Annotated in this window: 20 protein-coding genes; 13 read left to right on the top strand and 7 right to left on the bottom strand. The window is 42.0% G+C overall.

Going from position 1 to position 17851, the window contains the following annotated elements; all coding sequences use genetic code 11:
• Nucleotides 1–73 precede the first annotated feature (73 nt).
• Complete coding sequence (locus tag R50345_RS16270) at nucleotides 74–1309, bottom strand: MDR family MFS transporter (protein ID WP_042128219.1); 1236 nt, start codon at nucleotides 1307–1309, stop codon at nucleotides 74–76.
• Nucleotides 1310–1453: 144 nt separating this feature from the next.
• Here R50345_RS16270 and R50345_RS16265 point away from each other — a divergent pair, with 144 nt between their 5' ends.
• The 4 genes from R50345_RS16265 to R50345_RS16250 all read left to right on the top strand — a co-directional run bounded on the left by R50345_RS16265 (nucleotide 1454) and on the right by R50345_RS16250 (nucleotide 6427).
• On the top strand, nucleotides 1454–3229 hold the full coding sequence (locus tag R50345_RS16265; RefSeq protein WP_042128217.1) for an ABC transporter substrate-binding protein: 1776 nt from the start codon (nucleotides 1454–1456) through the stop codon (nucleotides 3227–3229).
• A gap of 301 nt (nucleotides 3230–3530) precedes the next feature.
• Entirely contained in the window at nucleotides 3531–4454 is a 924-nt protein-coding gene (locus R50345_RS16260) for a ketopantoate reductase family protein (protein ID WP_042128215.1), read from the top strand.
• Nucleotides 4455–4487: 33 nt separating this feature from the next.
• Nucleotides 4488–4901 (top strand): VOC family protein, encoded by a 414-nt coding sequence (locus R50345_RS16255; RefSeq protein ID WP_042128213.1) that lies wholly within the window; start codon nucleotides 4488–4490, stop codon nucleotides 4899–4901.
• An 848-nt stretch (nucleotides 4902–5749) separates the two neighbouring features.
• Entirely contained in the window at nucleotides 5750–6427 is a 678-nt protein-coding gene (locus tag R50345_RS16250) for a stalk domain-containing protein (RefSeq protein ID WP_042128211.1), read from the top strand.
• A gap of 700 nt (nucleotides 6428–7127) precedes the next feature.
• Here the strand turns inward: R50345_RS16250 and R50345_RS16245 are convergent.
• Entirely contained in the window at nucleotides 7128–7523 is a 396-nt protein-coding gene (locus R50345_RS16245; protein WP_156114817.1) for a hypothetical protein, read from the bottom strand.
• A gap of 150 nt (nucleotides 7524–7673) precedes the next feature.
• On the opposite strand from R50345_RS16245, the gene R50345_RS16240 reads away from it, so the two are divergent.
• Nucleotides 7674–8612, top strand: a complete 939-nt coding sequence (locus tag R50345_RS16240) for a GNAT family N-acetyltransferase (protein WP_331281333.1) — start codon at nucleotides 7674–7676, stop codon at nucleotides 8610–8612.
• A 131-nt stretch (nucleotides 8613–8743) separates the two neighbouring features.
• Here R50345_RS16240 and R50345_RS31695 read toward each other — a convergent pair whose 3' ends face one another.
• A complete protein-coding gene (locus R50345_RS31695) occupies nucleotides 8744–8920 on the bottom strand; it encodes a hypothetical protein (RefSeq protein ID WP_167348469.1) in 177 nt (58 codons plus the stop codon).
• A gap of 236 nt (nucleotides 8921–9156) precedes the next feature.
• Complete coding sequence (locus R50345_RS16235; RefSeq protein WP_042128207.1) at nucleotides 9157–9615, bottom strand: Hsp20/alpha crystallin family protein; 459 nt, start codon at nucleotides 9613–9615, stop codon at nucleotides 9157–9159.
• 115 nt (nucleotides 9616–9730) lie between these two features.
• Here R50345_RS16235 and R50345_RS16230 point away from each other — a divergent pair, with 115 nt between their 5' ends.
• The 5 genes from R50345_RS16230 to R50345_RS16215 are packed head-to-tail and all read left to right on the top strand — an operon-like array spanning nucleotide 9731 to nucleotide 11399.
• Entirely contained in the window at nucleotides 9731–9955 is a 225-nt protein-coding gene (locus R50345_RS16230; protein ID WP_036687577.1) for a spore germination protein, read from the top strand.
• A 12-nt stretch (nucleotides 9956–9967) separates the two neighbouring features.
• Entirely contained in the window at nucleotides 9968–10189 is a 222-nt protein-coding gene (locus tag R50345_RS30840) for a spore germination protein GerPB (RefSeq protein WP_081954099.1), read from the top strand.
• Between the two features lie 48 nt (nucleotides 10190–10237).
• Complete coding sequence (gene gerPC / locus R50345_RS16225) at nucleotides 10238–10858, top strand: spore germination protein GerPC (protein WP_042128204.1); 621 nt, start codon at nucleotides 10238–10240, stop codon at nucleotides 10856–10858.
• Complete coding sequence (locus R50345_RS16220; RefSeq protein ID WP_042128202.1) at nucleotides 10839–11018, top strand: hypothetical protein; 180 nt, start codon at nucleotides 10839–10841, stop codon at nucleotides 11016–11018. Before gerPC ends, R50345_RS16220 begins: the two co-directional genes overlap by 20 nt.
• Nucleotides 11019–11399, top strand: coding sequence for a hypothetical protein (locus R50345_RS16215; RefSeq protein ID WP_042128199.1), 381 nt, complete (start codon nucleotides 11019–11021; stop codon nucleotides 11397–11399).
• Nucleotides 11400–11766: 367 nt separating this feature from the next.
• Here R50345_RS16215 and R50345_RS16210 read toward each other — a convergent pair whose 3' ends face one another.
• Nucleotides 11767–12723, bottom strand: a complete 957-nt coding sequence (locus R50345_RS16210) for an alpha/beta hydrolase (protein ID WP_042128198.1) — start codon at nucleotides 12721–12723, stop codon at nucleotides 11767–11769.
• 230 nt (nucleotides 12724–12953) lie between these two features.
• On the opposite strand from R50345_RS16210, the gene R50345_RS16205 reads away from it, so the two are divergent.
• A complete protein-coding gene (locus R50345_RS16205; protein ID WP_042128196.1) occupies nucleotides 12954–13445 on the top strand; it encodes an NUDIX hydrolase in 492 nt (163 codons plus the stop codon).
• A 28-nt stretch (nucleotides 13446–13473) separates the two neighbouring features.
• Here R50345_RS16205 and R50345_RS16200 read toward each other — a convergent pair whose 3' ends face one another.
• The gene (locus R50345_RS16200; RefSeq protein WP_042128194.1) at nucleotides 13474–14796 is read right to left on the bottom strand and encodes an APC family permease; all 1323 of its coding nucleotides are present in this window, start codon (nucleotides 14794–14796) and stop codon (nucleotides 13474–13476) included.
• A 127-nt stretch (nucleotides 14797–14923) separates the two neighbouring features.
• Between R50345_RS16200 and R50345_RS16195 the strand changes: the two genes are divergently transcribed.
• Complete coding sequence (locus R50345_RS16195; RefSeq protein WP_042128192.1) at nucleotides 14924–15820, top strand: LysR family transcriptional regulator; 897 nt, start codon at nucleotides 14924–14926, stop codon at nucleotides 15818–15820.
• A 63-nt stretch (nucleotides 15821–15883) separates the two neighbouring features.
• A complete protein-coding gene (locus R50345_RS16190) occupies nucleotides 15884–16789 on the top strand; it encodes a tyrosine-type recombinase/integrase (protein WP_042128190.1) in 906 nt (301 codons plus the stop codon).
• An 83-nt stretch (nucleotides 16790–16872) separates the two neighbouring features.
• On the opposite strand, the gene R50345_RS16185 is transcribed toward R50345_RS16190, so the two are convergent.
• A complete protein-coding gene (locus R50345_RS16185; RefSeq protein WP_042128188.1) occupies nucleotides 16873–17793 on the bottom strand; it encodes an L-lactate dehydrogenase in 921 nt (306 codons plus the stop codon).
• Nucleotides 17794–17851 lie beyond the last annotated feature (58 nt).

The following is a 17851-nucleotide window of genomic DNA, read 5'->3' as shown; positions in this document are numbered from 1 at the left end:
TTACATAATAATTAATATGTTAACTAACGGTAGGTGATTTCAAAATATCCCTTAAGTTTAATGAATTAACCATTTATGCACTAGTGTCAACATCAAGAGATAACTTCTCTCTAGCAGCAAGCCTTTTGTGCGCTACGATTAGAAAAGGAAGTCCTATAGCCGTGGTTAGAGCAAGTGGTAGGAAGATCGTAAGGCCGTTCTGGGCTCCATAATGATCTAAAAGTACACCACCGAAGATAGGCGCGATTACACTCCCTAAATTGTTAAATCCAATCGTTCCAAAGTACGTACCTTTCATTTCTGGCTTCGCGATCCGATCAATTAACATGTCCATCATCGTGAAGAGTAGTACTTCTCCTATTGTAAACAGAACAACACTGAACATAAGAAGGCCTACACCTTCTGCCAAACCAACTAAGAGAAGACTAAGTGCAACGCATATATTTCCAAGAATCAAAGGTACAATCGGTGAGAACTTACTAGCAGTACGTACGATAGGATACTGTACCACGAGCACTGTAATGGCATTGAGTGACAACATATAGGAGAATAATTGCCCACCATTTGTGAAATGGGTGTTCATTGCTAAATACTGCGCCATAGTTGAGCCGAAATGTCCGTATCCAAGCACACAAAAGATAGTACCGAGTAGAACTGGCAAGAAGACACGGTCTCTACCGGTTATTGCCAAGGCTTCAAGTAAACGTGGTGGTTCAGCTTGAGTATGACTCTGCATGGTTGAATGATGCAATTTGAATTGGACGAATAATACAAGCCCGTATGCAACGTATACAATCCCAGCGATCATAAAGGGAAACGTAGACTCGGCAGAACCGAGCTGCACTCCAATAATCGGACCAAAGACAACACCAAGGTTGATCGCAGCATATCTAAGATTGAATACAAGCAGCTTACTTTCAGTTGGAGTAATGTCGGATAGAAGCGCCCGTGAAGTGGGCTCAAACACGGATCTGCATAATCCATTCAAGGTGTTGACCAAGAAGAATACCCACAGATGTTGTGCAACAGAGAATCCGAAGAATACTGCTGCCCAGCCAAATACGGAGATTAGCATGACGATTCTACGGCCTACAATATCTGAAATGTATCCTCCATAGAAGCTAGCCATTACGCCCGCCAGTGAGCTGACGGCTACGGTAATTCCCGTTTGAGTGGGGGTAGCTCCAAGGACCTGGGTTAAATAGATGGATAAGAACGGAATGCTCATTGAAGTTACTAAACGTCCGAACATCGTACCGATAATGATAGTCCATGCTAGTGGGTGAACATGCCTTAGATGCTGATTCATAATTGAAAAGGTCTCCTAATCTGATAGCTATAATATTAGTACTGCATATTCATTGCTGATATATGTATAATTATAATGATAAAAGGGGGAAGTAAAAGTGTAAGAAATACTTAAAGTGTTTCACCTTTAAAGGAGTGAACGATCGTGGACCATATAAGTAATCATTTTTTATGTTTAGCAATAGCCATCCCATCCCCAATAGATATAGGGGAAGCTATTCCTGTCACCATAGATAGACTGGCTACGATTCTGTGCTGTACTCCTCGTAACGTAAAGTTTATTCTTCGAAAGCTTGAAGAGCAGGGGTTTATCCATTGGCAGCCGGGAAGAGGGCGTGGAAATATCTCGCAGTTAACTTTTCTTCGAACGATTGAAGAGGTGCTGGAGGACAGCTTTCAGGAACTCATTAGTAAGGGGAAGATTAAGCAAGCTATAGAGCTATTAAGTCGTGGCCAAGTTAGTGACCCATTAAAGGAACGGTTATTAATGGTGTTAAATAAACAGATGGGCTTCCGTAGTGAAACAGAGTCAACATCAGGATTGGACGTCCTGCGAATTACACGTAACCGGCATATGGAAGAGCTAGATCCAGCTTATGTTTACACCGCGTTTGAATCCTATTTACTCGGACAAATTTATAGCACATTAGTTTCCTATGATGCAGGAAGTGATACTTTTCTCCCTGGTCTGGCTCATATGTGGGAAGCCAATGAAGATTGTACAAGTTATATTTTTTATCTTCGTAAAGGTGTGCGATTCCATCACGGCAGGATAATGACCTCCAAAGACGTAAAAGAGACATTTCAACGCCTTATAGATTTGAATAGTCCAGCATTGAGCCTATACAAAGATATAGAACGAGTAGAGCTTGAAGGAGATCACAGGATCCGGTTTGAGCTGTCTCGTCCCAATCTCTTTTTTCTACACATGTTCAGCTGTATTCATATGTCGATTCTTCCTTATGATATAGATCTCGCTAATGAGGTGAGCGGAACTGGACCCTATCGTTTATTAGATCTAAATGAAGATGTGCTAGTCCTCGCGGCATTTGATTATTATTACGGTATACGTCCGCTACTAGATCGTGTAGAAATCTGGTATTTGCCAGAACAAGCTTCAAGTGAACGATTGTATGATCTACCAGACTCCGTTCAGGAGGGTTTATTACCAAATATCATCTGTAACCACAGTATTGACTACCCTGCTTTGGGATGCCGATATCTCTTATTCAATTTCCATAAGGAAGGAGTTCATCAACATCAATTTTTTCGGCAGGCCATGAGAATTCTTTACAGCCGAGAGAATTTAATTAAGGAGTTAGGAGGGAACCGTAGTACTCCTGCTGACAGCTTTTTACCTTGGGAGAGCAGTAAGAGAAGCATTGTTGAGCCTGCCTTGGAACAAGCGAGAGATCTTCTAGTAGCAAGCGGCTATCAGGGAGAAATCTTAACTTTAGCTACAAAGGATAAAAAAGAAGAGCGAGAAGAAGCGCTGTGGCTTCAAGCACGAGCAGCTTCAGTAGGCCTGCAAATTGAACTGTATTTATTCAATGAATTTAACTCAGCAGACATAAAGAACACCGCCGAAATCCTCCTTGCTGAAGAGGTTCTAGAAGATGATTGGCAGTGGGGGATGGTTAACTACTTTAATAATAAACTTAATTATCTATTTTCTCTGCTGAGAGACGACCAGATCTTGTTATTCTCAGAGGTACTCACTGATTTCACGCAATCCCCTAAGGAAAACAGAATAAAATTGCTGAATCAGGCAGAAGGCGTGCTTAGGGACAACTATTGGGTGCTATATGGTTGTCATATGAATAAAAAAGCGCAGCTAAATCAATGCTTGTTTGGTCTTCACACCAGCTCATTCGGATTTCTGGATATCTCAAAATTGTGGATCAAAACTACTAGTCTATAAGAAGAGTAGGGACGTGGATGGCGTTTATGCTTGTACAGTGATGTTTTCTTTTGCTATACTTTCCAGGGAGGCTGTATCGATTAAATCATCGAATGGCGCTCTAATAGGTTTTTAGATATGAATAGAAATATACTTGTAGCCATGGAGGTGAACTCGTTGGATTTTGCTCTGATCCGTAAGGACCGAGACAAAAGAACGGTCGATACTTGACTCTTTTTTTGCCTTTCGGACCTGTTTAGCAAATAGCTAATAGGTCTTTTTGTTTGTTTGTTCAAATTAAGGAAAAAAAGGGGAGACTATCATGCGATTTCTTATCGTGGGTGCAGGAGCTATAGGTGGATATTTCGGTGGGCGTTTAGCTCAAAAAGGAGAAGATGTTACTTTTCTTGTTCGTATTGCCAAACAGATTCAGTTAAAAGCAGACGGGTTGATCGTAAAAAGTGTTCACGGTGATTTTCAGACTTCTGTACGAACGATTTCTAATGAGGAAGAAACAGAACCTTTCGACTGCATTATTATAGCTGTCAAGGCATACCATTTGTCTCAGGTGATGAATGACATCGAACCCTACGTGGGTGAACATACACTTATCCTCCCGCTCCTCAATGGTTATGATCATTTCAGCATTTTGCAGAATCGTTTTGGTCCAGAACATGTATTGTGTGGTCTTTGTTATATAGAAACAACTCTAGATACAGCAGGTACTATTGTCCAAAGCAGCTCGTTCCATAGTATTGTTTTTGGTGAATGGGCAGGTGGTGAGTCCGAACGAACACAGTTGCTTCTGAGCCATTTGGATAATGCTGGTTTCACAGTGACATTAAGTTCTGACATTCAGCGTGAAGTGTGGCAAAAATATATATTTGTAGCTAGTTTAAGTGGGATTACAACCTTAATGGATAGCTCAGTTGGACCTATTTTGGCATCTCCAAAGGCACGTGCTATCTATGAGCGACTTCTGCAAGAGATTGTGAGCCTGGCTCAAAATGCTGGAATGCCTGTGGGACCGGAAAACACAGCTTCCACGATGCAAAAGATGCTTTCTGTGTTGCCCGAATTTACTTCATCCATGCATCGGGATATGCATAAGCAATTACCAGTAGAAGCAGATCATCTGCATGGTGCTCTTCTGGCTATGGCTTTAACGGGTCAAGATGCGTATCCGGTTCTCGAGACCGTGTATGCCCGTTTGAAAGTATATGAAAGCGTTAATGATATGAGATGATTTAAATTAAATCACAATAGGGAGCTGGTAATTATGCAGGAAACGAATCAAAAGATAATGACTTTTCTTATGTTCGAAGGGAAAGCAGAAGAAGCTATGAATTTCTATACTACCTTATTTGATGATTCTGAAGTTATTAGCGTTAAGCGCTATGGAGCGAACGAAGCAGGACCTGAAGGGAGTGTTGTGCAGGCTTCTTTTTCTTTACATGGACAAGTATTTATGTGTATAGATAGTTATGTTCAGCATGGGTTCACCTTTACGCCAGCGATATCCTTATATGTAAATTGTGAGAGTGAAGCTGAAATTGATCGGGTCTACGAATCATTAGCGCAAGGTGGACAGGTCCTAATGCCACTTGGAAGCTATCCGTTTAGTCCGAAGTTTGGTTGGGTAGCGGATCGATTTGGTGTGACCTGGCAATTAAATCTTCCAGGGAATGCATAACGATGAAGTGTTGCGCGGTCAAATCCTTTAGGGTTTGACCCGACATACTTTCCAAGTGAAAAAGTAGGTTTTCTACGATTAGAGACAGCCAACTCTCCATTTTTAAACCGCAAAAAGGTCAAAAGAGCAGCAATTCTCCCGTCAGTGGAGAATTGCTGCTCTTTGTTTTTGGTTATAGCAAGTAAAAGCCAACCGACCTCAAGCGTCACTTTTTCCATGCTGTCAGAAGAAAATAAAGTATTTTACCTCGAAAAATAAAACTGTAGACTGGCATGTCGATTAGCAAACCGCTGAGCAGCGAGGCTGCAGCTCGAGCTCCTGATTCTTTTGGATGCATTGGGGTGGACAGCCAGGAGGGTGGCGAGATTATATGCTCAAATAGAACCATAGCAAGGATACGCTCGTCCGACTGGTGGAGGTCATAAAAGAGTAACCGGCTACATTACAAAAAAAAGTTCGTCGAGCTTATCGGTGTATCCCAGGGACGAGTGAGTCAGTTAATTCAAAAATTGAAAGAGACTGCCCGCGGGTTGGCGTGTAGTTGGCACTGCTATGGGAATGAAGTAGGCGCTTCTGGACTACAGCCGGGAGCGCCTTTTTTCGTGTTTTGATGATAATACACAGAAGAAGAGTTATATGCTTTTAGAAAGGGCTGGGTTAATCAGTGGCTTGGAAGAAGTGGGAATTGGAAATGAAGCATTGGGCTTTGTGATATAATATGGTAAAATATTCAACTCCGCAGAGAATATCCCGCATGTAGCGTCATCTTTCAAAGAGATTATCTCTCAAATAACCGTTGTTTGCGGAGCACCTGGATTTGAAGAAATCCCAAGAGGAGGAAAACAGAAATGAAGAAGAAGGTTGTTACGACTTTATGCGGTACCATGATACTTTTAGTGGGCATAGGCACAGGTGCTTTCGCTAGCTCGCAGCTTCAAGAAATTAAAGCGTTGTTAAACGGAGAATTAAAAATCAGAGTGAACGGGGAGATTACCCCTCTCAAAGATGGGAATGGCAAAGCGGTACTTCCCATTACCTATAAAGGAACTACGTATCTTCCGGTACGATCTGTTTCTGAGCTGCTGGATGTTCCGGTGAATTATGACGGGACAGCCAAAGAGGTGATTATTGGCGAACAGCAGGCAGGCGTTCCCGTGAAGCAGGAGGATTTTAACACCAGTCTGCATACCAAGGACCCTGCACTGACCAAATACGGCGGCAAGAATTATAAGGAAGTTCTATATAGCGCACCTAATTCCAATATTAAATATACCGCGCTCAGCCCTAACGGCAAATATCAGAAGCTTGTTCTGCAATTCGCTGCAATTGGCAAGGAGGTGGAGTCTCTTGAAATTAGAGATAATGACAAGAATGTGCTCCTTAAAAAAGTAGAGAAGATTTCGCCTAATAGTGATCTCCAGATGATTGAGGTAGATATTTCTGGAGTAAAGAACATCGCAATAAATGTGACACAAGCTGTTGACGGCGGGTTCATTATTCCGCTTGATACTTCAATTTACAAGTAAGATTAAGCAGCGAAGCCCACAATGCCCGTATAGGCGTAGTGGGCTTATTTTCACGTGAGATTACATTAGATTTTTTCTCGTTCTATTGCTATGAAGAGATTTAAATCCATCGTCCGTTATATGTGGACAGGCTTAGAGGGTATGTGGCGACTCGAAAAATAAAGTTGTAGACTGGCATGGCGATTAGCAAACGGCTGAGCAGCGCGCTTGCAACTCGTGCTCATGGTTCTTTCGGATGCAACGGGACGGGCCGCGATCGGTATGCCGACGACAAGAATGTGTTCGCTGGTAGCCATTTAAATGGACATTACTCAGTCTATTAATTTATTTTCTTCGAACACATGCCGCGAAGCGACGTACGGACAAAGCATAGCCTTCCTCGCTTCGCAGGATTTCCTGAGCTTGGTATACTGAATGTGCAAAAGAAACCTCTTCTTTGAAATGGTTGTGTGGTAACTCCATTTTCCCGCTTACACAGCGGAGAGAACGGACTGATTGTGGAAAAGCGATAGCGGTCATCTTTGTTTCCGGATTTTAACCGCTAAGGGAAAATGAAAAAATCTGGACACAACAGCGATTGGAACAACGGTCCATTCGCGGAGCGTCCTTATGGAGTGCAACCGTCTATCTGACTACAAAAACAAGGGATCTCCTAAGCAGCCATTTCAAGGTTTTTGGGACAGCCCCTTAGAAGACGGATTTAATTACATTGCTGAACTATAGTTGTGCCCTCATTAGTAATCGTGACAGTTGAATAACCAGATAGATACTCTGTATAACCGCATACCGTTTCTTGGGTGGATCGTCCTTTTGCGTCAGTATATTTAAGGTATATAGAACCTTCACCACTTAAGCTCAGTGTAGGTTTGAACTTCTTCGTTTCACCTTTCTTGATGGGATTTGTAAATAATTCCTTGGAGTCCGTATGCAATAAACCTATTTCAATAGAGCTAATTTCATCATCCGACTGATTATCTACAGTGAGCAAGAAACTCTTAAATGGAGTTAGGATATTTGATATTGTACCGATCCCTAAAGCTATTACAATACCCATTGAAAATATAGAAATGCCTATAAAAAATCGTCTCTTCATCATTTAGTCCCCCTATATAAGTAAGACAGGGTTCACTCGATAAATGTTACGGTATATAAGAATTAATTATAACTATTAATTAACAGGTGAAATTGGAAGAGGTATGCTAACCTTGATGTATAAATATAAATTCATTTGAAAAGGGGTTTTGTTTTGACAAAATCTACGCTTCTTTCATCAGAAGGATTAACGATTCGTCATTTTGAACAAGGGGACATGCCATTACTGGGGGAGTTATATAACTCGGTTACTTCGCGGGGAAATGCTGTTTTTTGGTGGGTTGGTGATGAGGAAAACTGGGAGAATGTGTACTGCGCCTTTGAAAATGGGAAAATGGTTGCCAAAGGTCAAGTTGAGATCATTAATATTGTGCCGCCTGGGCGCTCAGATGAAAGCAGACACTCGATCTATTTGAATTTGAAAACAATACCTGAACGAGAAGAAGATTATGATCTATTGGATAGTTTGTATCAAACGCTCCTTTTGAGAGCACTTGAATTAAAGGAAACTTTACCAGCAGAGTATAAAACGACGTTATGTGTGGGGAATAACGCATCCGAGATCGCAAATACGTTATTTTTTGAAAAAGAAAAGGGCTTCTGTCAATACAACAGCTTATTTAAAATGAATCATAATCTTAATACTTCCTACACTGTACCTGAACTGAAAAAGGAATTTGAATTTGCAACTTGGATGATGGAGACGCCGCAAGAAGAAGATCATTATTTAGAATTAGAAGCTGAGGTTTGGCCAGAAACCCCACTCGGAAAAGAACGGCTATCTCAGTTTAAGCAAAATCCGCTTTGGAACTCTATGGTTGTTCGAGAAGGGGAGAGGGTTGTAGGCAGCTTGATGGTATGGCAGGAAGAGAACGGTGGGTATGTTGAAAATGTTTTTGTACTAGAGCCGTGGAGAAGATTTGGAATTGCTAGGTACATGCTTTCTCAAGCGTTAAATTATTTCAGAACACATGGACTTGACGAAGCTTATTTAATGGTGTTAACAGACAATGATTCTGCATTGCATCTTTATGAATCTGTCGGATTCAATTTAGTAAGTGAGGAAAGACGTTATCGTATAGAACTCCCATAGGTTTTTGAAGTTGAGGATTACTAAGCAAAGTGTGATTCAGTTTCATCGAGGTTCGATGACAGGATTGCACTTTTTTAGTAATCCGTTCGCCTTGTAATAATGATGACAGGAGATCCTCTGAACAATTTTGTTTAGTTACTGTTAGTTACTTGTTTACCCTCGCATTTCTTACACACGTTAACCTTTTCGCCAGAGAGTCCTTTTCCGATGTATAAAAGCTTAATGCGAGTGCTGCCGCAGATCAGGCATGTTCCTCTACCTCGGGATGGCATGCGCCAGAGTGCTTTACCGCGTTTATTTTTGGACATAAATAGCCCACCTTTGCGATTGATACCCTATCTTATGAGCGAGGGAACCTTAAAGTTCGGAGAATGAAGCTTATAAATTCCTTTATGATTGAAGACAAAATTAAGAATAAAAAGGGCGAAAAACGCCCTAAAAAACAGCGCATAACTTAAATTATACGCTGTTTTGATTCTAAGACGTTTTTTTAAGGATAGATCACCACTTGGACGAGTAAAAAGGAGGTATTTTAAGGGTTTTTTTATAAATAACGGATGTCGATATCTCTAAATTTTCCTGATGACATTTTTGGCATTCTGAATTGCAATGAGCCTTGTTTATAAGTTCCTCTGCTCTGATCCGGATTGACTGGAATGGGGAGTGGGATGATCTCGCTATGATCTTTTCTAAGACCGCTTAATTTGATTTGTGTTCGATTAATTTGTGCCCAAATACTTTCCGGGTGAATTCCACTTGGAATACGAATTTTCGTGATCAAGTAATTATGTGTGTCTAGATGCTCAAATTGCAGACTTGAGGTTTCGTTCGTAAATGACGAAGAGGTCGCTGCGGTAGCTTCTTTAATTATTTTTTCAACATAACCATCGATCTGGCTTGGATCCAGCTTCCATTGCTCTTCAAGCGACTTTAAGGATAGTTTTTTCTTAAAAAAGGGATCTTCGTTCATCCAATCTAAAGGGTTCGATTTATTTGGACTCATGAACGCTGAACCTCCTTCATTTTTTATCTATTGTATGGTCGTATGAATTATTCAGTGACATCTGGGCGAATATCTACATAGAATAGGTTATCATTCTGAAAGGAGGAGTGGTTTGGTGGTTTCAATCATCGGTAACATTAAAATCAACAGCGTGGGCCCTAGTTCCACAGTTTTAGTAGGAAATACAGCATCCGTCATCTTGAGCAGTAACTCCAAAATCTATGCCGGTGCCAACTCCTTCTCGATAGGTGACTCCATAGGTACAAACATTACGAATAATGCAGCCAGCAGTACGAACACGATGGATTCAGATGTGGTGGATCAAGTATCGCCTCCTTAAGGGTGGGTTTACATGAATATTACGGTGTATCAGTGCATATCGGTCAATCATCTAAAAATTGGTACGATCTCTAATTCATCGGTTCTGCAGATCGGCACTTCCGGCCGAATTAATGCCTTGTCTCATAGTTATCAGTCTAGTGACGTTCCAGAATCTCCTCCTGCACCATTACCAGGGGTAAGTGATTCGCCTCTTGTACGTTTGCCTCCGCCAACTGAACTATATACAGGCTAGAATTAGGCGCTTATCCTTCGCATACAATAAACCATAGGAGGGGGTTGTATGCACCCGTATTATGTTCAACAAGTCTTTAATACATTAAGATTACAATCAGAAAAGATTCAGCAGCTGGAGAAGCAGCTCCAAGATTTAAAAGGGGATGTAGACAGCATAAAGAACAATAAAGCTGCAAGTATAGGACCTATAAATTATCATTTTGAACAATTGAAAATCGAGAAGCTGGAAGGCACTTTAAATATAGGCATAACACCCAATGAGGGAAATAATCTGGATGAAGCGATCGTCAATGGAAAACCTATCGGTCAGCAAGAAGAAGGGGCACCAACTGCAACCGCCTTATCGGATAAGATTCGTCCAGAGATTCTGAAGTATGTCCAAGAGGAAGTCCCTTCACAATTTTCACGGTTAGAAAAAGAGCAGAACTTAAGTATTGATGAGAACTATATCCAAATGGTAACTCAGGATCTGCTGAATCAGATGGATGGCCGAATTAACGACTATGTGAGCCAGCTGCCTACCTCAGAGGAAGGGCGCGGATACACAGAAGAGGAAAGTGCTTCTATTGTAGAACAAATCAAACGAGATATTGTTACGGCGATAGAGCGGCATTTGGAAATAAATATAACTGGAAGGCGGGAACCACATGAAAGTAACCGTGATTAACAGAGAAATAAATGTAAACGCAGTAAAAGTGGTTTCGATATCAGGTTCTTCGGTATTTTTAGTAGGGGATACCCAGACGATTAACTGTTCTTCGGCGTTTGACAGCGTGATAGAGTATGCTCCCAGTGCTCCAGATCAAGTCCAAAAAGGCAGTGAATAAATGCACACCTCGCGTATACAAGATGTGTACATCAATAATCTGTCTGACAGTTCGATTTTTTTATGTGGATCTGTAGAGCGGATTCAGTCCAAATTCGTGGGAAGTAAAGAAAATTATCTATATAACATAAAAGAGATTAACAGCAATAATAGAGAGGCTACACCCTTAGAGATCCCACTCACGGCATGGTCGAAGCAAGTGAATGAAGATGAAGTTGAGATTTTGAATGATTCCGAGGCTTCAACGATTAATATGCAATATATTAGAATTTTATCGTTTGGGTCCGGGACGACCTTTCAGATTGGAAATGGCGGTTCTGTTCATTTGGAGAGTCGAACGAGTGAGTTTAAGCGAGAATTAGCTTCAAAAGATGAGGCGTAACAGCATCTGTAAGTTCTAGAAGCAAAGAGGTCTCGAAATGCTATTGCAGCCAGCCAATTGCCTGCTCGCCGTATCGGTTGGGCGTAATTGTTGTTTCTTATAACATTAGTTAACATAATCTTAATTATGTTAACTAATGAAAACATCGGTGTCCCATAAGTAAATATTTTACACGATGGAAGGAACTTTAGTCACGAAAGTGTCCCCTAAGGATGGTTAAGAGTCAATAGAAGAAATGTCAGGAATTCAATGTAGAAGGTAACGACCGTCAACGTAAGTATTCATCAAAAAAATAAGTGTCCCAGAAGCCATTTCATGGCCTTTGAGACACTCCCTCATGTAGAAAATGTCGATGGACTTATTAGTTTTAGAAGCCTTCACGAAGCCAGGTAGTCGCCAACTTGATGGCGGCTTTTTTGGCATTGGTTTCTGCTAAAGGATTTAACATCACAAAATCATGTATGATCCCTTGAAAGCGAACTGCTGTGACAGTGACGCCAGCTTCACGTAATTTGGCAGCATAAGCTTCACCTTCATCACGTAGAACATCTGCTTCACCCGTTATGACTAGTGCTTCAGGCAGATCGCGTAACTGCTCTACACTGGCACGAAGCGGGGAGGCTGTGATCTGATTCCGCTCGGCTGAGTCAGTTGTATATTGATCCCAGAACCATTTCATTCCGTCACGCTGTAGGAAATATCCTTCGGCGAACTCATGATAGGATTCGGTATCAAATGAGGCATCAGTTACCGGATAGAACAATAGTTGTTTCCCTATTTTCGGGCCACTGCGTTCTTTTGCCATAAGAGTAACGGCTGCTGCCATATTCCCGCCGACACTATCACCACCTATGGATAGCTTGGTAGCATCAAGGGCATGATCACTGCCCTGTTCAGCGATCCATTTTAGAACAGCATAGATTTCTTCAATTGCGGTAGGATATTTAGCTTCTGGAGATAGGCTGTAATTTGGGAATACGACTGCTGCCTCCGCGCCAACAGCTAATTCACGGATTAAGCGATCATGGGTATGCGCATTGCCAAATACCCAGCCTGCACCATGAATGTATAGGATGACTGGCAACGATGCGGAAGAGGAGCTAGGGGGCCGAACAATTCTAACAGAAACATTACCGTTAGGTCCTCCTGGTACCATAAGATCTTCGATATCGACTTCAGGTTTATTAATCTCACTGGATTGTACTGTATCTACCGTCTCACGACCTTTTTCTGGTCCAAGATCAGGAAGGAACGGAGGTTTTGAATTATCATCGGCAAATTTCTGCGCTGCTGGCTCGAGAATGATCTTTGGTTGATTTGGCATGATGTATCGTCTCCTTTGTCTGGTCATAGTATAGTTTACCCTCTTCATTCCATAACCAACTAAACGAACGCTGAAACGTAAGCTTTTTAATTACTAGCTAGAAAAATGCAAGTATAGAAGGAAGATTTCTTTGATTCGCTCATGTACATGAACAGATAAGCTGAGTAAAATAATGGAAGAATATGAGGTTTTAAAAAGGATATAACCTTGTAATAAAAGGAGGCGTGCAGATGGGGTATGTTGAATCACTTCGAGAACTGGTTGGAAATAAACCTGTAATTTTGGTAAGGCCGAGTATAATAATTATTAATCCTTCAGGTGAACTATTATTAGTCCAGCATGAAGATGGCACCTGGGGAGTTCCTGGCGGGTTAATGGAGCTTGGTGAATCAGTAGAAGAGTGTGCTAGACGCGAAGTCAAGGAAGAGCTTGGTATAACGATTAAGACGCTTCATTTAATGGGTGTGTTTTCTGGAAAAGAACTGTATACAAAATTAAGGAACGGCCATGAGTATTACAATGTTATTATTGGATATATTTGCACAGACTATGAGGGGGTTATTCAACCAGACGGAGTAGAGGTTCTTGATGCTAAATTTCATCACCCGCTTCAGCTCCCTGAAAGAATTGACCCATTTATTAAAACCAAGATTAAGGAGAATATTGGAATCATATCAAATTTTTTTAAAAATAAAGTGAAAGAAACCCGTAACCGATCCTGATAAAGGACTGGTTACGGGTTTCTGATATTCATAACACTTTTCGTTGACCGTCATATATTTCATTACTTAAATCCTTTATTCCGGTAACCCCTTGTTTATGTTTAAGACGAAAGATCAAAATAAACATCAAAGTAATAAGTAACGGATAACCTATCGCCCAGCCTGTAAAAGGAAACACGGCAGCAGTAGCTAGAAAAGAGATCCAGCTAATCGTCACACCTAATCTGCTCCCCTTGAGTAGACGTATCCCCGCAGCACAGCCTCCGATATAGGTTAGAATGAATGTCGCATTCGGAAACTGAATCAAAGTAGTGATTGATATCGATCCGCTGCCGTACAGTGACATCACCATCACGAAACAGAGGAGCAGGAAAGCTATCCCGCCGATTGGGGTATGATACTGTTTGGATAGTCTACCCATCCATTTCGGCGCATAGCCCTGACGTGATAATGCATAAGCCACACGTGAGGCCGCACCGGCATAAGCGATAATGGTGGCAGTACAAATGAATAGACCTGTAAGACCTGCGATAAATCCTCCCCAGCGTCCAAGAGGCTGGCTGATGATCCAAACGAGCGAAGTGCTTGACCCACCTTTAAGATAGCTTTGTGTACCAACTGTTGCTAAAGCTGATAAGAAATATAGAATACCTACAATAGTAGCAGCGATGGTCACACCTTTAACTGCAGCTCGCTGTGGGTCTTTGAACTCCTCAGAAAGATGTGAGACAGCCTCCCAGCCAATAAAACACCAAAATAAGATTGCTGCAGCCTGACCAATGCTCATCCATCCATGTGGGACAAAGGGTGTGAAGTGTTCCACCTCCATCCGTGGAAGTGCAGTAGCAAAGGAGAAGACGAGAACAGCTACAATTGCAATTACTACGGCAATTTGTACCTTTCCAGCCACTTGCATGCCAATCCAGTTAGTAATTAGCCCAATGGCTAACATCACTGCAGCGATAGTAATTCTCGCAGGTTCATTCCAGCCCATTGCGGCTGTCATGTAACCAGCACCGGTCAGTGCAGCGACAGGCGCACCAATTGGAACGGACATTAGGAAGAACCAGCCCACTAAAGATCCAGCTTTAGGTCCGAAAGCAAGGGTAACGAAGTGTGACACGCCTCCTGCGTTAGGAAATTTGGCAGAGAGCAGTCCCATCGATAAGGCCATTGGCAATATCAATAACGTCATAAATCCCCATGCCAGTAATGAAGCGGGACCAGCCATTTCTGCAGCCAGCCCGGGCACGATTAAGACCCCCGAGCCCAATACAGCGCCGATATAAAGAGCTATGGCTTGGGGCATGCCGATGTTTCTTTGTAATGTGTTTGAACTTGAATCTTTCATGATTTTTAATCCTGCTTTCATTGTCTTTTGTTATAGAGTAGCAGATAATAGAACCATTGGAAAAACAGATTTTTTGAATAGTATCCATTCGAAATTCCGATGGGTAACTATTATTCAGGGGGCACGTATGGAATCACGTCATCTTTTTACCTTTATAGTCGTAGTGGAGACGGGTAGCTTCACACGCGCTGCACAGAAGCTTGATTATGCACAATCCAGTATTACCGCACAGATCCAAGCGCTAGAGACTGAAATAGGTCAGCCTTTATTCGATCGGATCAGTAAAAAGATCATCCTAACCGATGCAGGCCGCCGTCTGCTCCCATTCGCTCAAGAGATCTCCAGAATGCACTCTCTAGCGGAAGATGCTCTTCGCTCCGAGAGTGAGCTAACAGGGACTTTAAGAATTGGCGCACCTGAATCTCTGGCTGCTTTTCGCTTACCAGGCATTATCAAGGAGTTTCGCACGAAATATCCGAAGGTCCAAATTATTTTGAAGCCTGGGGTCTGCTGGGAGCTAACGGACTTAGTCCGCTCCGGTGAACTGGATCTGGCCTTCTTATTGCAACCAGAGACAGAAGATAAAGATCTGAACATAGAAACACTGGTGCATGAACAAATGACCTTGATCGCCCCACCAGATCACCCCTTAGTGAGTCTTTCAGAGGTAGAGCCGGTTCATCTTAAGGGAGAAACGATATTGCATACAGAAACGGGTTGTAGCTACCGTACTTTGTTTGAACATCATTTAAACAGTCATGGAGTATTTCCTGACCCTACGTTAGAGTTTTGGAGTATTGAGGCGATCAAGCAATGTGTTATGGCGGACCTAGGTATCGCTTTTATTCCACTGATTACAGTGAACAATGAATTAGCGGAGGGAAAGTTAGCTAGTTTGAATTGGAATGATGAATCGCAGCGTGTGGCTACTCAAATAGCCTATCATCATAAGAAATGGAAATCACCTGTACTAACAGAGTTTTTAAAGACTGTACAAAAGCACGCTGAAAAATGGAGTACTTAAGTATAAATCTTGTAGCTATTCTATGGTACAATAGATTGTCGAAATCAAGGGAGGCTCGAAGCCATGAATGAGTGGAGTGAAGACTACGAAGAGGGGCTTGAGGCTTTTTTAATCTGGATGAAGGATGCCGGTTACACTCCCTATACGCAGAAATCCTATTTAGTAGATGTAAGACAGTTCTTAGAAAGTCTAAATGGAAAAAAGCTTGAATCGGTAAAGAAGTTACATGTTATTTCCTTTCTTACGTCTGTGCGTGAACGTGGAGTAAGTGATGCTACCCGTAACCGGAAGCATGCCTCTATTAACTGTTTTTTTAAGGCATTAATTGAACTGGAATTACTTCTAACCAATCCTGCAGCTGGGATCAAGAAATCTAAGACAGAGATCAATCGTGAGCCAGTCTACTTAGATGAAGGTGATCTGGGGCGATTTTTATCTTCTATAGACGGGAAGTACAAAGGCCGTAATTTAGCAGTTTTTTTACTCATGTCCTATATGGGGCTTCGGGTGGGGGAAGTCCACACGCTGAATTTAAGTGATTATAATGTAGAAAGGCATTCACTTCGAGTGTTTGGTAAGGGACGTAAATGGCGTAATGTACCGATTCCAGAGGATGTGGTCCCCTTTCTCGATCTGGCAATAGAAGAACGGCTAGAACCTTGGCGCAGTAAAGAAGAGGCTATGTTCATTTCACAAAAGGGACGCAGGCTGTCCATTCGCGGTATACAGCAAATCGCTGCGGACACCTTCGAGCGTTTCCAAAAGGATGTGCCTGCTGCACAACGTCGACCATATTCCAGCCACAAGCTTCGACATTCCTTCGCTACCATGCTGTTACGAAAAGGGGCGGATCTGCGAACGGTTCAGGAACTGCTCGGACACTCTTCTATTCAGACTACAACGGTTTACACGCATATCACGAGCCGGGAGAAGGAAGAAGCCATGTCGAAATTGCAAGTCCAGATTTGATAGAATTCAAAGTGCATTTTTTTCGTGAAAAAGGGACTATCCCAGTCATGAGTCATGACATTCGGGACAGCCCCAATTCTTGCTTACAGTTCTAGCTTAGCAATCTCTGCCTTAAGCTTCTCGGCAGATTTCTGGAATAAAGCTTTTTCTGTCTCATTTAGTGGAAGATCTAGTACTTCTCGTACACCGGAGCGATCTACGATACAAGGGGCACCAAGGTAGACATCCGAAACGCCATTATAATTATTCAATAAAGTAGATACGTTCAACACAGAACCTTCATTATGCAGAATGGAGACTACAATTCGATCAAGTGCTAGTGCTATTGCGTAAGAGGTAGAGCCTTTGGCATCAATAATTTCATAAGCGGCATTCTTAGTATCCTCGAAAATTTCATTTTGTTCTGCTTCATCAAAACCAAGATCGATTCCGGCAACATTCGCTAGACTCCAAACAGGAAGTTCTGAGTCTCCATGTTCCCCGATAATCTGTCCGTGAATACTGCGAGGATCAATTTCTTTATGGCGGCCGATCAGGTAGCGAAATCGTGCACTATCCAACACTGTTCCGGAACCGATGACTCTTCTGCGATCAAATCCGCTTATTTTTAAAGTGGCATATGATAAAATATCTACCGGGTTAGTAGCAATAAGTAGTATCGCATGTTGATTGTATTTTGTTATTTTTTGAACGATATCTCGGAAAATTGAAATGTTTTTGCGGAGCAGATCTATCCGGGTTTCACCCGGTTTTTGTGATGCACCGGCCGTAACAATGATGATATCCGCTTCACGGCAATCTTCATATGTACCAGCCCATAGCTTCACACCACCAACAAAAGGCATGCCGTGATTCATATCCAACGCTTCTCCAAGTGCTTTCTTTTGATTAACGTCAATAAGTACGAGCTCAGGCATACGTCTCCGTAGCAATAATGTATAGGCTGTTGTTGTACCAACTGCTCCAGTACCAATGACTACGACTCGATTGGGTTTCGGGGGCATGATATCATCTCCTCAGTATTTTAAATTTTTGGTATTTAATCTTGTCCATCATAATCGC

The organism is Paenibacillus sp. FSL R5-0345 (assembly GCF_000758585.1).
Lineage (GTDB): Bacteria > Bacillota > Bacilli > Paenibacillales > Paenibacillaceae > Paenibacillus_AQ.
This window is presented reverse-complemented; position numbering and strand designations above follow the sequence as displayed.

Bases quoted from the DNA above. Each gene is read 5' to 3' on its own strand.
- R50345_RS16270 (WP_042128219.1), bottom strand. From the start codon at position 1,309: ATGAATCAGCATCTAAGGCATGTTCACCCACTAGCATGGACTATCATT.
- R50345_RS16260 (WP_042128215.1), top strand. From the start codon at position 3,531: ATGCGATTTCTTATCGTGGGTGCAGGAGCTATAGGTGGATATTTCGGT.
- R50345_RS16255 (WP_042128213.1), top strand. From the start codon at position 4,488: ATGCAGGAAACGAATCAAAAGATAATGACTTTTCTTATGTTCGAAGGG.
- R50345_RS16250 (WP_042128211.1), top strand. From the start codon at position 5,750: ATGAAGAAGAAGGTTGTTACGACTTTATGCGGTACCATGATACTTTTA.
- R50345_RS16245 (WP_156114817.1), bottom strand. From the start codon at position 7,523: ATGATGAAGAGACGATTTTTTATAGGCATTTCTATATTTTCAATGGGT.
- R50345_RS31695 (WP_167348469.1), bottom strand. From the start codon at position 8,920: ATGTCCAAAAATAAACGCGGTAAAGCACTCTGGCGCATGCCATCCCGA.
- R50345_RS16235 (WP_042128207.1), bottom strand. From the start codon at position 9,615: ATGAGTCCAAATAAATCGAACCCTTTAGATTGGATGAACGAAGATCCC.
- R50345_RS30840 (WP_081954099.1), top strand. From the start codon at position 9,968: ATGAATATTACGGTGTATCAGTGCATATCGGTCAATCATCTAAAAATT.
- gerPC (WP_042128204.1), top strand. From the start codon at position 10,238: ATGCACCCGTATTATGTTCAACAAGTCTTTAATACATTAAGATTACAA.
- R50345_RS16220 (WP_042128202.1), top strand. From the start codon at position 10,839: ATGAAAGTAACCGTGATTAACAGAGAAATAAATGTAAACGCAGTAAAA.
- R50345_RS16215 (WP_042128199.1), top strand. From the start codon at position 11,019: ATGCACACCTCGCGTATACAAGATGTGTACATCAATAATCTGTCTGAC.
- R50345_RS16210 (WP_042128198.1), bottom strand. From the start codon at position 12,723: ATGCCAAATCAACCAAAGATCATTCTCGAGCCAGCAGCGCAGAAATTT.
- R50345_RS16205 (WP_042128196.1), top strand. From the start codon at position 12,954: ATGGGGTATGTTGAATCACTTCGAGAACTGGTTGGAAATAAACCTGTA.
- R50345_RS16200 (WP_042128194.1), bottom strand. From the start codon at position 14,796: ATGAAAGATTCAAGTTCAAACACATTACAAAGAAACATCGGCATGCCC.
- R50345_RS16195 (WP_042128192.1), top strand. From the start codon at position 14,924: ATGGAATCACGTCATCTTTTTACCTTTATAGTCGTAGTGGAGACGGGT.
- R50345_RS16190 (WP_042128190.1), top strand. From the start codon at position 15,884: ATGAATGAGTGGAGTGAAGACTACGAAGAGGGGCTTGAGGCTTTTTTA.
- R50345_RS16185 (WP_042128188.1), bottom strand. From the start codon at position 17,793: ATGCCCCCGAAACCCAATCGAGTCGTAGTCATTGGTACTGGAGCAGTT.